Origin of the sequence: Sedimentibacter acidaminivorans (assembly GCF_017873955.1) — a bacterium.
GTDB lineage: Bacteria > Bacillota > Clostridia > Tissierellales > Sedimentibacteraceae > Sedimentibacter > Sedimentibacter acidaminivorans.
In genome coordinates this window covers 264717-278993 of sequence record NZ_JAGGKS010000002.1, presented here as the reverse complement: position 1 = coordinate 278993, position 14277 = coordinate 264717, and the positions used below count along the sequence as shown (strand labels likewise).

The 14277-nt window shown below is 29.8% G+C and carries 16 protein-coding genes and 1 riboswitch; of the genes, 15 read left to right on the top strand and 1 reads right to left on the bottom strand.

Translation table 11 applies throughout. The features are described from left to right. The first annotated feature begins 80 nt into the window (after window positions 1–80). The 7 genes from J2Z76_RS04615 to J2Z76_RS04585 all read left to right on the top strand — a co-directional run bounded on the left by J2Z76_RS04615 (window position 81) and on the right by J2Z76_RS04585 (window position 4639). Window positions 81–644, top strand: a complete 564-nt coding sequence (locus tag J2Z76_RS04615) for an RNA polymerase sigma factor (RefSeq protein WP_209510830.1) — start codon at window positions 81–83, stop codon at window positions 642–644. Further along, window positions 631–1122, top strand: coding sequence for a hypothetical protein (locus J2Z76_RS04610; protein ID WP_209510829.1), 492 nt, complete (start codon window positions 631–633; stop codon window positions 1120–1122). Before J2Z76_RS04615 ends, J2Z76_RS04610 begins: the two co-directional genes overlap by 14 nt. Continuing rightward, the gene (locus tag J2Z76_RS04605) at window positions 1112–1891 is read left to right on the top strand and encodes a hypothetical protein (protein ID WP_209510828.1); all 780 of its coding nucleotides are present in this window, start codon (window positions 1112–1114) and stop codon (window positions 1889–1891) included. The genes J2Z76_RS04610 and J2Z76_RS04605 overlap by 11 nt, the downstream gene beginning before the upstream one ends. Then, window positions 1881–2756 carry a LiaF transmembrane domain-containing protein gene (locus J2Z76_RS04600; RefSeq protein WP_209510827.1) on the top strand — a complete coding sequence of 292 codons (876 nt, stop codon included), beginning with the start codon at window positions 1881–1883 and terminating at the stop codon, window positions 2754–2756. Before J2Z76_RS04605 ends, J2Z76_RS04600 begins: the two co-directional genes overlap by 11 nt. Before the next feature lie 206 nt (window positions 2757–2962). Then, complete coding sequence (locus J2Z76_RS04595; RefSeq protein ID WP_209510826.1) at window positions 2963–3595, top strand: CBS domain-containing protein; 633 nt, start codon at window positions 2963–2965, stop codon at window positions 3593–3595. A gap of 124 nt (window positions 3596–3719) precedes the next feature. Continuing rightward, window positions 3720–4316 carry a glutathione peroxidase gene (locus J2Z76_RS04590; protein WP_209510825.1) on the top strand — a complete coding sequence of 199 codons (597 nt, stop codon included), beginning with the start codon at window positions 3720–3722 and terminating at the stop codon, window positions 4314–4316. 53 nt (window positions 4317–4369) lie between these two features. Beyond that, window positions 4370–4639, top strand: coding sequence for a putative signal transducing protein (locus tag J2Z76_RS04585; RefSeq protein WP_209510824.1), 270 nt, complete (start codon window positions 4370–4372; stop codon window positions 4637–4639). A 165-nt stretch (window positions 4640–4804) separates the two neighbouring features. Here the strand turns inward: J2Z76_RS04585 and J2Z76_RS04580 are convergent, their stop codons facing one another. Next, window positions 4805–5530, bottom strand: coding sequence for an N-acetylmuramoyl-L-alanine amidase (locus tag J2Z76_RS04580; protein WP_209510823.1), 726 nt, complete (start codon window positions 5528–5530; stop codon window positions 4805–4807). A 134-nt stretch (window positions 5531–5664) separates the two neighbouring features. Next, window positions 5665–5840: riboswitch (cobalamin riboswitch) on the top strand. An 85-nt stretch (window positions 5841–5925) separates the two neighbouring features. Between J2Z76_RS04580 and cbiD the strand changes: the two genes are divergently transcribed. Genes cbiD through J2Z76_RS04540 form a run of 8 tightly spaced genes read left to right on the top strand, consistent with a single transcriptional unit; the run spans window position 5926 to window position 14275 of the window. Then, on the top strand, window positions 5926–7056 hold the full coding sequence (gene cbiD, locus J2Z76_RS04575) for a cobalt-precorrin-5B (C(1))-methyltransferase CbiD (RefSeq protein WP_209510822.1): 1131 nt from the start codon (window positions 5926–5928) through the stop codon (window positions 7054–7056). Window positions 7057–7067: 11 nt separating this feature from the next. After that, the gene (gene cobM / locus J2Z76_RS04570; RefSeq protein ID WP_209510821.1) at window positions 7068–7823 is read left to right on the top strand and encodes a precorrin-4 C(11)-methyltransferase; all 756 of its coding nucleotides are present in this window, start codon (window positions 7068–7070) and stop codon (window positions 7821–7823) included. Beyond that, window positions 7756–8577, top strand: a complete 822-nt coding sequence (gene cobK / locus J2Z76_RS04565) for a precorrin-6A reductase (protein ID WP_342455010.1) — start codon at window positions 7756–7758, stop codon at window positions 8575–8577. The genes cobM and cobK overlap by 68 nt, the downstream gene beginning before the upstream one ends. Before the next feature lie 7 nt (window positions 8578–8584). Then, window positions 8585–9808 carry a precorrin-6y C5,15-methyltransferase (decarboxylating) subunit CbiE gene (gene cbiE, locus J2Z76_RS04560; protein WP_209510819.1) on the top strand — a complete coding sequence of 408 codons (1224 nt, stop codon included), beginning with the start codon at window positions 8585–8587 and terminating at the stop codon, window positions 9806–9808. Next, window positions 9795–11210, top strand: a complete 1416-nt coding sequence (locus J2Z76_RS04555; RefSeq protein WP_342455009.1) for a cobyrinic acid a,c-diamide synthase CobB — start codon at window positions 9795–9797, stop codon at window positions 11208–11210. Before cbiE ends, J2Z76_RS04555 begins: the two co-directional genes overlap by 14 nt. Next, window positions 11207–12148, top strand: coding sequence for an adenosylcobinamide-phosphate synthase CbiB (cbiB, locus tag J2Z76_RS04550; protein WP_209510818.1), 942 nt, complete (start codon window positions 11207–11209; stop codon window positions 12146–12148). Before J2Z76_RS04555 ends, cbiB begins: the two co-directional genes overlap by 4 nt. A 22-nt stretch (window positions 12149–12170) precedes the next feature. Beyond that, window positions 12171–13247 carry a threonine-phosphate decarboxylase CobD gene (gene cobD / locus J2Z76_RS04545; protein ID WP_209510817.1) on the top strand — a complete coding sequence of 359 codons (1077 nt, stop codon included), beginning with the start codon at window positions 12171–12173 and terminating at the stop codon, window positions 13245–13247. Beyond that, complete coding sequence (locus tag J2Z76_RS04540) at window positions 13244–14275, top strand: alkaline phosphatase family protein (protein ID WP_209510816.1); 1032 nt, start codon at window positions 13244–13246, stop codon at window positions 14273–14275. The genes cobD and J2Z76_RS04540 overlap by 4 nt, the downstream gene beginning before the upstream one ends. The last annotated feature ends 2 nt before the right edge of the window (window positions 14276–14277 follow it).

Below are 14277 nucleotides of genomic sequence, written 5' to 3'. Positions count from 1 at the left end.
AAAATAAAAATAGTGCTTTTTTATTGCAGTAGTTTATAATTAAACTGCGTTATAATAAATGTACAGGAAGGAGGGGAGGTATGGAAAAGGAAAGCTTGTTAATCAAAGAGTCAATTGAAGGTGACGAAGAAGCTTTTACTCAGATAGTTAATCTTTATAAGAATTATATTTTCGCAATTATACTAAATTTCATAAAGGATTATGGAGAAGCTGAAAATGTTGCACAGGAAGTCTTTCTGCAAATCTATGCTTCTCTAAGTACATATGATAATAAAAACTTTAAGGGGTGGATTGGCAAAATAGCTGCCAATAAGTCTATTGACTGGATAAGAAAAAAGAAATCAAGATTTCGAGAAGAAGCTTTTGACAACACGACGGATATGATAGACAGTATGGTATCCGATCAAAACAACAACCCAGAAATTTCTTTAGTTGACAAAGAGAGAAAAGAAATGCTTACAAAAGTTATAAGTAACATTCCTGAAATCTACAGAAATACTATTGAAAAATTCTATTTTCAAGATAAGTCTTACGAACAAATTTCAAAAGAAGAAGATGTACCAATAAAAACTATAGCATCAAGACTTTACAGAGCAAAGATATTATTAAAAGAGAAATGGAGGGAAGAAAATGAAGCATTATGATTATATTGAGTGGCTGCTTTATAAAAATAAAATGTTGACTAAAGAAAAATTAGATGAAATGGAACAACATTTATTTAACTGCGATACTTGTATGGAGATTTTTCTAACCCTTATTGATGAAGAAGAAGTAAGAAGTGCAGGGAAATTTGTAACTAATAATTTTACATCTAATGTTATAGAAAAAATGCCTAAATTAAAAATAGTTAAACATAAGAAAAAACAAAAAAAGAAAATATTTAATTATCAGTTTGGTTATTACGTAGCTGTTGCATCAGTAACTATAATTTTAACATTTGGGGGATTCTATACTGATTTGGTTGATATAGTGCCAAAACTTTCGGCTTCAATTAAAGTACCAAATAAGAGTACCAATATAATTGCCAATTTTTCAGACAGTATAGTAGATTCTACATCAAGTTTTTTGTTTAGTATTGAAAATATTGATAGAAATAAAAGGAGGAAAAACATTGAGAGATAAAAGTAAATTTATAGCATTTGTATTATCAGTTATACCTGGTCTGGCTCATTTATATATTGGATTGAAGGAAAGAGCTTTAATATTTTTTATAATGTTTGCTGGATTATTCGCAGGAAGTATGGGTTTATCAATAATACTATATGATAATGATTTTTTGATAATTATTTTAATAGGATATCCTATTTTATGGTTAATTGCTTTGCTGGATATGTATTCAGCTTGGAGAAATATTGAAATAAGGCAGTTGTATAACAATGCGGAAATACCGCGAAATATTCCTATGGATAATAAATTAAACAAAAGAAGTAAAACTCTTGCATTATCAATAATACCAGGTGCAGGACACATGTATCTGGGTTATCAGAAAAAGGGATTAATTATAATGGGAGCATTTGCGTTTTCCATATTTTTTATGGGATGGTTGGGAATATCTTTACTGCTGTTTTTATTGCCCTTGATTTGGTTTTATAGTTTCTTTGATGCAATGCATACAGTAGATGGTTCTAATGAGGGAATTAAAAATCAAGAAATAATTTTCCCTGAAATAAAACCAGAGTGGATTGGATTTGCATTAATAGGAATTGGGGTTATGATAATGTTGGAAAGAGTACTATACCCGTTAATTGATTATGAAATCCGAAGATATATCCAAACATCTATTGTATCATTAATATTTATTTTTGCTGGTATACGTATGTTGATTAAGAATAAAAAGAGTGCTGATGTCTTGACTGATGCAGAAGAGGAGAATATTGAAGATGAAGATTAAAAGAGTAGGCACTATTTCAATGGGTATTGTATTAGTTGCTTTTGGGTTAATATTATTTGTGTCACAAATTAAACAATCATCGGCATTGAATATGATATCTACAATGTGGCCAATAGTATTAGTTTTATTAGGGCTAGAAATACTATGGTTCAGATATTCGTCCAAGGATGAGAATATAGCTATAAAATATGATATATTCAGTATCTTTATCGTATTTGCTATTTTATTTGTAAATATAGGAATATATGCAGTAACTGAAGTTGGAGTGATGAGTAGATTGCAAAATATGGTGTTGTCTGAAGATTACAATATGGATGCTGTTATAAACGAATATATAATTGATAAAAATATAAATAAAATAATAATAAATGAAATAGATAATTTGGACATTAGAGCTACAGAAGACAATAAAATAAGCGGTATATGTAAACTTAATATTTATGCTATAAGTCAGGAAGAAGCAAAAAAATTAAGTTCAGAAGAATATATTAAGTATAAAAAATCAGGTAATACTTTATATATTTACGCTGCAAGTAATAGAAATAATAACAATAGTTACTCAAATCCAGGCAGTGTTGAAATGTTTCTACCTAGTAATATTGATGTAGAAGTAACCGATTGTTACAATTTAGATTTAGTCTATAGTAATTTTAACAATACATGGTTATTTGATAGGGTAAACAGAATAAATGTTAGACTTGACGAAATTTCAAATGTAAAAATAAATGCATTTGTAGAATCATTAGATTTGCTAGGAGGAAACATAAAGTGGTCGTTTAATAGTTTTGGAGAATATATAAAGGGTGAGGGAGCCAATTTAATAAAAATTCTAAGCAGCGATAACATAATTGTTAATGAAGTATAAAAAACAATTAATTATTTTATGTGATAATAATATTGTCTTTTTAAGATTCAAACCACACATTTGAAAAATAATAAGAAAATTCAGTGTCATAATATTGGTTGATGTCTACATGATTTAGATAAAAAAAATTAAAATCAGGCTTTTCTATATTCTTTACTTACCGATTATGGTATAATAAGAAAAAAATAAATGGGAGGTACGCACATATGTTAATAAGATCAATTATTATGCCTGCAAATAAATTAATAACTTTATCTACAAAAGATACTGCTCAAAAAGCAGTTCAAACAATCGAGGAAAATGGCTTTTTATCTTTGCCAGTCTTTGAGGATAAGAAATTTGTAGGGTTTTTATCAAAGCAATTTGTTTATGATGAGTTTTTTAAGTCAGGGGAAACAGATTATAATAAGTTTTTTCAAAAACCTGTAGCAGAATTTATAACAACACCTCTTGAAGCATTAAAAGATAGTACTCCTGTGGAAGAAGCAGCTGAAATTTTCTTCAAGTCAAAGGTGAGATTTTTGCCTGTAGTAGACAGCGATGATAGATTTTTAGGAATTTTGACGCAAAAAGTTCTTTTTGATATTATAATTAAGGTTTTTGGTCTAAAGGATGCGAAACTTGTAATATTGGCTAGCGATTTTTCTGGTGTCATTGCTAAAATTTCTGAAATAATTTATAAAAATGGAGCAAATATAACTAACATAGTACAGATGGATACCGGAGTAATGGAAATTAAGGAGATATCAATAAGACTTGAAGGTGATGGCCTTGAGAAGATAGTTGAAAAACTTAAAAACAATGGGGTAAAGATAAGAGAGTTTATACCATCAAAATAAACGGTTTAGTTTGAAATTAACAATTTTCCAAATTTAAGGTATTTGTAAAGTAAAAAAATATTTTTCATGCTTAGAACTCTTAAATCAGGGTATATATTAAATATAATAAAAATAGGAGGCTTACATGAAAATATATGATTTTATAGTAAAAGATATACAAGACGAAGATTTTTCTTTGTCAGAATATAAAGGTAAAGTATTGCTAGTAATAAATGGTGCTACAGGTTGTGGATTTACACCGCAATATGATGGTCTTCAGGGACTTTATGAAAAATATAGTCCTGATGGTTTTGAAATTTTGGATTTTCCAAGCAATCAATTTTTAGAACAAGCGCCAGGAACAAATGAAGAAATAGTTGGATTTTGTAAATTAAGTTTTGGTGTTGAATTTAAACAATTTGCTAAAATTAAAGTAAATGGAGAAAATGAAGAACCGTTATACAAATATTTGAAATCTACTGTTGATGAAACTAAAAATGATGGTACAGATAAATTTTATCAAAAAGTTAAAGGTTATACGCCAGGAATTGCTGAAAAAGATATAAGATGGAACTTTACTAAGTTTTTAATAGACAGCAAAGGAACTGTAGTAGCAAGATTCGCACCAACAGTTACACCAGAAGAAATAGAAAAATATGTAATAGAATTGCTCCAACAAAATAATGATGAGAATAATACGGAGACGGTATGTTCTTCAGATTTTTCCAAAGGATGCATCTAACATAAAATTTAGGTGTTACGATGTGACAATAAAGCTGTAAAGGATGTGTAAATATGTCAGAAAAATTTATTGATGATGATAAAGCAGTGTTACTTTTGTCTGATCTAAATGATATTGATGCAAAAATTATTATTTCAATGCTTGAATCATACGGCATACCAGTTATGAAAAAAAACAAAGGTTCTGGTGGAATTATGGAAGTTTACTTTGGAGCTAATAATTTTGGCATAGATTTATATGTTCCATCTAAAATGTTGGATAAATCACTGGAACTAATAAATTCAGATCCTGTAGAATATGATGATATTCAGATTAAAAAATAGATTGTGAATATCTTTAATTAGAGATTTTATAATGGAAATAGTATTATTGTTGAAATTAATAGGAGACGATTTTTAGTGTATATTATGTATCTTGAAAATCGTCTCTTTGCATTGAACGAAATATAAAGATGATAAAAATTTTAATTAATATCATTGTCTATTATTCTATTGCTCATTAAAATACTTAACCAATCCTGTATAAATTGCCCAAGCGATTTTTTCTTGATAATCATCAGTAATTAGCTTTTTTTCTTCCTCGTTATTAGACAAGAAACCACACTCAATAAGTATTGTAGGTATAGTTGAATTGTCCATAATTCTTATATCTTTTTTTGCTTGCGGAACTCTATTGTTATCTTTATCTAGTATTTCCTTTAGATTATCTTGTAGCATTTCTGCTGCTATTTTGCTTGTTTCACAGTTTTTTTTGTAAAAAACATGAGCTCCATAATATTGCTTTTGTGGAAATGAATTGAGGTGAATAGATATAGCTAAGTCAGCATTTGAATTATTGATGGCGTCAACTCTGTTATTTAAATCTTCATTTTTCTTAGCTCTAATCGTAGAAGACTTTTCAGTATACAATCCAGTATCCTCATATCTAGTCATTTCTGCTTCAAATCCGCCACCTTCTAAGAATTTCATAAGTTTAGTGGATATTTCTAAATTTATAGGAGCTTCGGCTATCTTTAGGTCTCCAGATGTTCCAGGGTCAACTCCACCATGTCCAGGGTCAATTAGTATTTTTATTTTTTGATTATTTACAGCTTCGTTTGAAGCATCTATTATCGTTTCAGTAGATTTTGTTAGAATACCATATATAGTCATTAAAATCATAATGACGATAGCTATTAAAAATATTGAATTTACCCTTTTGAAAAATTTTTCCATAAGTAGCCCCCTAAAATTATTATCTTATTTAATTTTATGAGGGATTTACTTTATAATAACTAAAAAATAATTAAAATACCCAATTTTATTTATTTATTGACAATTATTCTTCCTTATTATATAATTTAAACCAATAGAATATAGATTGATTTGGTAACAATTTGTTTTAAAAGGGAAAACAGTTGAATCTGTTACAGCCCCCGCTACTGTGAAAGGCGATAATATTTATATACCACTGTGTTTATAACACGGGAAGGTGAATGTTAGATGAACCGATAGTCAGGAGACCTGCCAAATTATGTTTGTTGATTTTCGGGAGGATTATCTAAAATAATTTTAATGATATGAGAATATTTGTGTGATTATTGCATCTTCCAAGAAATTGGAGGATTTTTTTGTTTTTAAGATGCGATAAAAATTTAAAAATACTAGAGGCTATTATGAAGGATTATATTGTTAAAAATGGAAAAAAACTAAGATGTGGTATCACTACTGGAACATGTGCTACTGCTTCTGCAACAGCTGCTATACAAATGTTGCTCTCTGGTAATATTATAGATAGTGTTTTTGTAAGACTACCTGATGGCGAAGTTTTATCAATTAGTATATTTGAACCTTTTATAAATGGCTATCAAGCAAGCTGTTGTGTAAAAAAATATAGTGGTGATGACCCAGATGTAACTGATGGTATTTTAATTTACGCGTATGTTAGACTGGATCATACAGATGTTATTAGTATAGATGGTGGCGAAGGTGTTGGTAGGGTTACTCAAAAAGGATTGGATTGTCCTGTAGGACATGCCGCAATTAATTCTGTTCCTATTAAAATGATAAAGCAGAATGTTCAAAAAGTTTGTGATGAATATGGTTATCGTGGAGGAGTGAGTATTCTTATTTCAGTACCAGAAGGGAAAGAACTAGCAAAAAAAACTTTTAATCCACATTTAGGAATTATAGGCGGAATATCAATTATAGGAACTACAGGTATAGTTGAGCCTATGAGTGAAAAAGCGTTAATTGATAGTTTAAAAGTAGAAATGCGGGTTATTAAAGAAAAGGGATACAAAGAAATTTTAGCTTTCCCCGGTAATTATGCAAAATCCTTCATTGATAAAACACTGGGTATTCGTGGAGATAACAGTTTAAAGTTTAGCAACTATCTAGGAGAAGTGTTAGACTATGCATTAGAACTAGAATTTGATGAGATTCTAATAGTCGGACACATAGGAAAAATGGTCAAAGTTGCAGGCGGCATGATGAATACTCATTCTCACAATGGTGATTTCAGAATGGAAGTTTTAGCTTGCTATGCAGCATTGTTTGGAGCAGATAAAGAAATCGTAAAAGAAATTCTATCGTCAATTACCACTGAACAGGCTATTGAAATATTAATTAGAGAAAATATTGAAAAAGAAGTCATAGATAAGGTAAGTGAAAGAGCTGAATTTTATATAAATAAAAGAGTTGATAATAAAATAAAAACTAAATTAATAATATACTCAAATGAGAAAGGTATATTAAACTAAAGGAGAAATATATGTTATATTTTGTAGGCGCAGGTCCGGGAGCGGTTGATTTAATTACAATGAGAGGGCATAAATTATTGACAGAAGCTGATAAAGTTATATATGCAGGATCATTAGTAAATCCTGAACTGCTAAATTACTGTAAAGAAGGTTGTGAAAAACTCAACAGTGCACATATGACCTTAGAAGAAGTTATAGAAGAAGTAAAAAAATCGGAATTAGAAAATAAAATGACAGTTAGATTACATACTGGTGATTCTAGCATTTATGGAGCTATCAGGGAGCAAATTGATATGTTAAAAAGTTTGAATATTAATTTTGAAGTTGTACCTGGGGTAAGTTCGTTTTGCGGAGCAGCCGCTTCTATTGGTGCAGAATACACATTGCCTAATGTTAGCCAATCCGTAATTATAACTAGGATGGAAGGTAGAACTCCAGTGCCTGAAAGAGAGAGCATACGTTCATTTGCAGCCCATAAGGCGACAATGGTATTGTTTTTAAGCTCTGGTTTAACTGAGGAACTATCTAAAGAACTGATTGCAGGTGGATACGAACCTGAAACCCCTGTTGCAGTAGTTTATAAAGCTACATGGCCTGATGAAAAAATATTTAAGTGTACAATAAGTACCCTTCCATCTGTGATGAAAGAAAATAATATTAATAAAACAGCATTAATTTTAGTTGGATATTTTCTCGGTGATGAATATGAAAGAAGTGAACTTTACAATCCGACATTCACTCATGAGTTCAGAAAAGGTATTGAGTAATATGAATAAATTACATATTTGTATATTTGGAGGTACGACTGAGGGTAGGTTACTTTTTGAAATCTTATCTAAAAATAATATAATGACAGATTTGTTTATTGCTACAGAGTATGGACAACAGTTTGTAAACAAATTAGAAAATGTGAATGTATATCAAAGCAGATTAGATGAAAAGCAAATGATAGAGTTATTTTTAGAGAAAAAATATAACTTTGTTGTTGATGCAACTCATCCATTTGCTAAAATAGTTACAGCAAATATAATGAAAGCAACAGATTATTGCAATATTGAATACCTTAGAGTTGTTAGGGAATCAGTTGTAGATATGAAATGCAAATATTTTGATACTATTGAAGAGTGTGTTTTATATTTAAATGATAAAGAAGGAAATATTCTACTTACAACAGGTAGCAAGGATCTTAATAAGTTTGTAAATTTAAATAACTGTGATAGAAGAGTGTACGTTAGAATTCTGCCTATGGAAAGTTCACTGAAAAGGTCTATTGAATTAGGATTTTCAAATAAAAATATTATATGTATGCAGGGTCCATTTAGCGAAGAACTAAATACTGCCATAATAAATACTATTGATGCAAAGTACCTCGTTACAAAGGAAAGTTCCAGTTCAGGAGGATTTACAGAAAAGGCTGAATCTTGCATTAAAACTGGTGCAGAATGCCTTGTAATCAGAAAACCTGATGAAAGCGGCTTGACATTAGATGAAATCATAAATTACTTTAATATAAAGAGGTGACTTATTAATGAAGAATGTTAGTATAATAGGGATTGGTATTGGTAATTTAGATTTCACACATAAAAAATCAATAGACTTAATTAGCAATTCTGATTGTTTAATTGGAGCTAAGAGAATGCTGTCCGATTTTATATACTTAAATAAAGATACATTTGAAAGTTCTAAAGCAGAGGATATTTATGAATACATATCAAAAGACAACATACATAAAAATTTCGGAGTTTTAGTTTCTGGTGATACAGGATTTTACAGCTTATCAAAAAAACTAACTGAAATACTAGAACAAGATGAATCTATTAAAGTGGAGAATATACCAGCGATAGGGTCACTCCAGTATTTTTGTTCAAAGTTAAACTTATCGTGGGACAGCATAAAATTTGTCAGCGCTCATGGCAGAAATTTAAATATTATTTCAAATATAATGTTCAATAAAAAAACATTTATGCTTACAGGCGGAGAATTAAAGCCTAAAAATATATGCAAATTATTAGTTGATAAAGGTTTAGGTAATCTTCAAGTTTCCGTTGGCGAAAATTTATCTTATAACAATGAAAGAATTATAGAAGATAAGTCTTCTAGTATTGCAAATATGGATTTTGATAGTCTTGCAGTAATGATAATACATAATGATAATGCGATAGAAATAGATAGTGGATTTCGTTCTATACGAGATGATGAATTTATTACTGGACATGCGCCTATGACTAAAAGTGAGGTCAGAACAATTTCAATCGGAAAGCTTAACCTTAAATCTGATTCTATTGTGTATGATATTGGTGCGGGTACAGGTTCCGTATCCATAGAAACTGCCCTTAAATTGAGCGGTGGAACATTATATGCTATTGAAAAAAATAAAGGCGCTATTGATTTAATTAAAGAAAATATAGAAAAATTCAAAGTTTATAATATTGAAATAATTGAAGGCGTTGCACCAGAGGGATTGGATAATTTACCAAAACCAGACTCCGTGTTTATAGGTGGAAGCAGTGGCAATATGGATGCAATATTCGATTGCTTATTAAAGAAAAGCCCTCATGTTAATATTGTAATAAACACTATAACGCTTCAAAGCTTAAATGAAGCCCTTGAAGCAATGGAAAAATATAAATTTGAAGATGTAGAAATAGTAAATGTTTCAATATCTAAATCAAAAAAAATTAGTCGATATGACATGATGATGGGTCAGAATCCAATATATATAATTAGCGGAAAAGGAAGTGGTTTATATTAAAGTTAAATGTAATGTACCAAGAATTATGATTACAGCAGCAAGCAGCAATAGTGGAAAAACTACAATTACTACATCACTTTTAAAAGCTTTTTCAATGAGGGGTAAAAATGTTTCTGCTTATAAGTCAGGTCCAGATTATATTGACCCGATGTTTCACAGAGAAGTTGTAAAAATTCCATCAAGGAATTTAGATGAATTTATGATAGGCGAAAACAATTGTAAATATGTGCTGTGTAAAAATAGCAAAGATGCTGATATATCCATTATTGAAGGCGTAATGGGTTATTATGACGGAATAGGGACTAATACATCCTGTAGTACTTATGAATTAGCCAAACTATTAGACTGTCCTGTAATATTAGTTTTAAACTGCAAAGGTATGGCAGCGTCTGTTTGTGCATTAATAGAAGGATTTAAAAATTTCAGAGAAAAAAGCAATATTAAAGGTGTTATTTTAAATGATATATCAAAGGGCTTATACGGTTATTATAAAAATATAATAGAATCGAATACAGATGTTAAGGTTTATGGTTATCTGCCTTACTTGCAGGACTGCAAACTGGAAAGCAGGCATCTTGGACTTGTCACAGCACAGGAAATTGGAAATTTAGAAGATATAGTAAAAAAACTTGGAGAAGCCTCACTTAAAACTATTGATTTAGAAGGGTTATATGAACTTGCATTAAACTCTAGTGTTTTAGAATATGAAGAATCTAATATAGAAACGGTAGGAAAAACTAAAATTGCAGTTGCAATGGATAAGGCTTTTTGCTTTTATTATAGAGATAATTTAGACTTGTTTGAACAATTAGGAGCTGAAATAGTTGAATTCAGCCCACTTAATGACAAGGAACTGCCAAAAGACATAGGTGGTTTATATTTAGGTGGAGGTTATCCTGAACTTTACATGAAAGAATTATCAGAGAATAAATCTATGTTAAAGGATTTAAAGGAAAAGATTAATATGGGACTGCCTACCTTTGCTGAATGTGGAGGATATATGTACCTAATGGAAAGCTTTAAGGATGAAAATGCCATTGAGCACAATTTAGTTGGGGCAATAGAGGGTCAAAGCAATATGACAAAGTCACTAGAAAATTTCGGATATGCTACACTAGTGGCTAATTGTGATAATTTAATGTGCAATAAGGGTCAGTCTATAAATGTACATGAGTTTCATTATAGCACAAGTACAAATAAGGGGAGTTCATTTACAGCAAAAAAACCTCAATCTGAGAAACGGTATGATTGTATAATTGCAGATGAAACAAAATTTATGGGATATCCACATTTCCATTTCCTTGGAAATATAGGTTTTGCACGAAATTTTATTGAAAAGTGTACAGAATATAGTACAGAGAACTGCTATAATAATAGCAAAAACAGAAGGACACAATTATGATTTCACTAATTATAGGATATATATTAGACTTAATCATTGGAGACCCTCACGGTTTCTTTCATCCAATTAAACTAATTGGCAATATGATAAGTACAGTTGAAAAAAAGCTTAGAACAAATTGTAAAAATAAAGATGACGAAAGAAGAGCTGGGACTATCTTATGGATGTTAGTTGTAGGGACATCTTTTGTTGTTCCATATTTAATACTTGTATTAGCTTCAAGTATTAATCTGATTTTAGCAATAACATTAGAAAGCGTTATGTGCTATTATATACTTGCAACTAAAAGCCTCAGAGATGAGAGTATGAAGGTATATAAAGCTTTGAAAGAAAATAATATAGTTGATGCAAGAAAGTATTTGTCTTACATTGTTGGAAGAGATACAGAAAACTTAAATGAATCTTCTGTAGCAAAGGGAGCTGTTGAAACAGTGGCAGAAAATACTTCAGATGGTGTTATTGCACCAATTATATTTATTTTAATTGGTGGGGCGCCATTAGGTTTTATGTACAAGGCTATAAACACACTTGACTCAATGGTAGGATATAAAAATGAAAAATATATTGATTTTGGAAGAATTTCAGCTATTTCAGATGATGTTGCCAACTACTTACCATCTAGAATTTCAGCATATTTAATGATAATAGCCTCTATGATTTTAGGTATGGATTCTAAAAATGCATACAAAATATATAAAAGAGACAGATACAATCATCTCAGTCCTAATTCTGCACAAACTGAATCAGTATGTGCAGGCGCTTTAAACATCAGCCTCGGTGGAGGAAACTATTACGGAGGTATATTGGTTTCAAAGCAGACTATAGGAGATGATGACAGACCTATTGAAGCAGAAGATATTAAAAAGGCAAATAATCTGATGTATTTAACTTCATTTATATGTTTGATATTAGGAATAGTAATAGTCATTTTGTTTTAGAATGATTTCTTGAGGAGGAAATATGAATAACGATAGTCATGGTGCAGATATATATGGAGCATCAAAAATATTTGGAATTGATGAAGACGATATAATAGATTTTTCGTCTAATATAAATCCCTTTGGAATTCCTGACAATGTCCAAGAAGCAATTATTCGTTCAATCAAATACTCAATTAGATATCCGGACATTAACTCAAGAGAGCTTATAAAGGGTTTATCAAATTGTGAAAAAATACCGGAAAGTTGGTTTTTTTGTTCCAATGGAGCGGCAGAAGCAATATTTAGAATTGCTTTATGTATGATTCCACAAAATGCAATACTTATATCACCTACATTCAGCGAATATGAGCAGGCATTAACTACGGTAGGAACCGATGTTAAGTATTTTACATTAGAAGAGGAAAATGGTTTTAAATTAACAGATAAGATAATAGATGATATAAAAATTGATACAGATATTGTATTTATATGTAATCCCAATAATCCTACAGGACAAATTATAGATAAAATATTATTGGAAAAAATAATTTCACATTGCAAATTAATGAATACGACAATTGTTATTGATGAATGCTTCATGGACTTTGTTGAAAATAAAGAGAAATATAGTACGATTGATTTAATGGAAAAATACGATAATTTAATTGTGCTGAAAGCATTTACTAAAATATATGCGATTCCTGGAATTAGGCTTGGATACTGCATGTCATCTAATATAAATGTTATTGCTAACTTGAAAAAATCCGGCCCACCTTGGAATGTATCAACAATAGCTCAAGCAGCAGGAGTAGCATCGTTAGAAGAAAGAGAATACGTGACAAAATCTGTTAAGTATGTAAAGAAACAAAGACAATATTTGATTGATGAAATGAATAGACTAAATATTAAAATATATGAAGCACATGCTAATTACATATTTTTTAAATTAATAAGAAAAATTAATTTGTATGATGAACTTTTGAAAAAAGGAATACTTATTAGAAGTTGTTCAAATTACAGAAATCTTGATGATAGCTATTATAGAATTGCTGTGAAATCAGAATATGAAAATAAAATATTAATAGAAAACTTAAAAGAAATAATAGGTAATAAATGAAAACAATATTGATTATATTAGATGGAATAAGTGAAGGTAAATTTGAACAACTGAATAATATGACCCCATTAGAATATGCAAATACTCCAATTTTGGATAAAATAATAAATGAAGGTATTCATGAGAAAACCTGTTTTTATCCAACTAATAGAGATCCAGATAGTCTGGTTTGTATACTTTCAATTTTAGGAGTAGAAGAAAAGCTGATTCCAAAAAATAGAGCGTATCTGGAAGCATTGGCTGCTGGAATAAATATTGCATATGATGAGGTAGTACTTAGATGCAATCTTGTTAGCATCAAAAATAATAAATTAGAATCATTTAATGCTAAGGGACTAACCAATTCTGAAATGAAAGATGTTACAAAAAACACAATTTCAGATGAATCTATTAGATTTTACCATATAAGTGATTATCGAAATTTAATAGTAATGAAAAGAAGTGATGAAATATTGAATTTAGTTGATATGCCACCACATGAAAATGTTGGACAAAGTATTGATTATATGCTTAGTCATATAAAAAGTGTAGATAGCCTGAATGATTTTATAAAAAATAACCGTTATAAATTGAATGATGCAGACTATATGTTTTATCCATGGGGTGTATCAGAAAAAACTATTTTGCCAACATTTTTAAAGTTACATAAAAAATCATGCTCTTGTGTTTGTAGTGCAGAAATAGTTAAAGGTATTGCAAAGGCGATGAAAATTAATTTAGCCCATCTCGAAAATTCAACTGGAGACACAGATACTGATTTACTTGAAAAATCGAAGGCTGTATTAAATGAAATTAAGAATCATGATACAGTAATAGCTCATATAAACGGAACAGATGAAGTATCACATAGGAAAGACCTAAATGGAAAAATTAAATTTATTGAAAAAATAGATAGAGAATTTTTAAAAGAAATTTATATGAATGTTGGGAAAAAAACAAAGATAATTATCGTATCTGATCATCAAACCAGTTCAATAACTGGAAAACATGAAAAAGGATATGTTGATATAATTGAGAATATAACATAAGA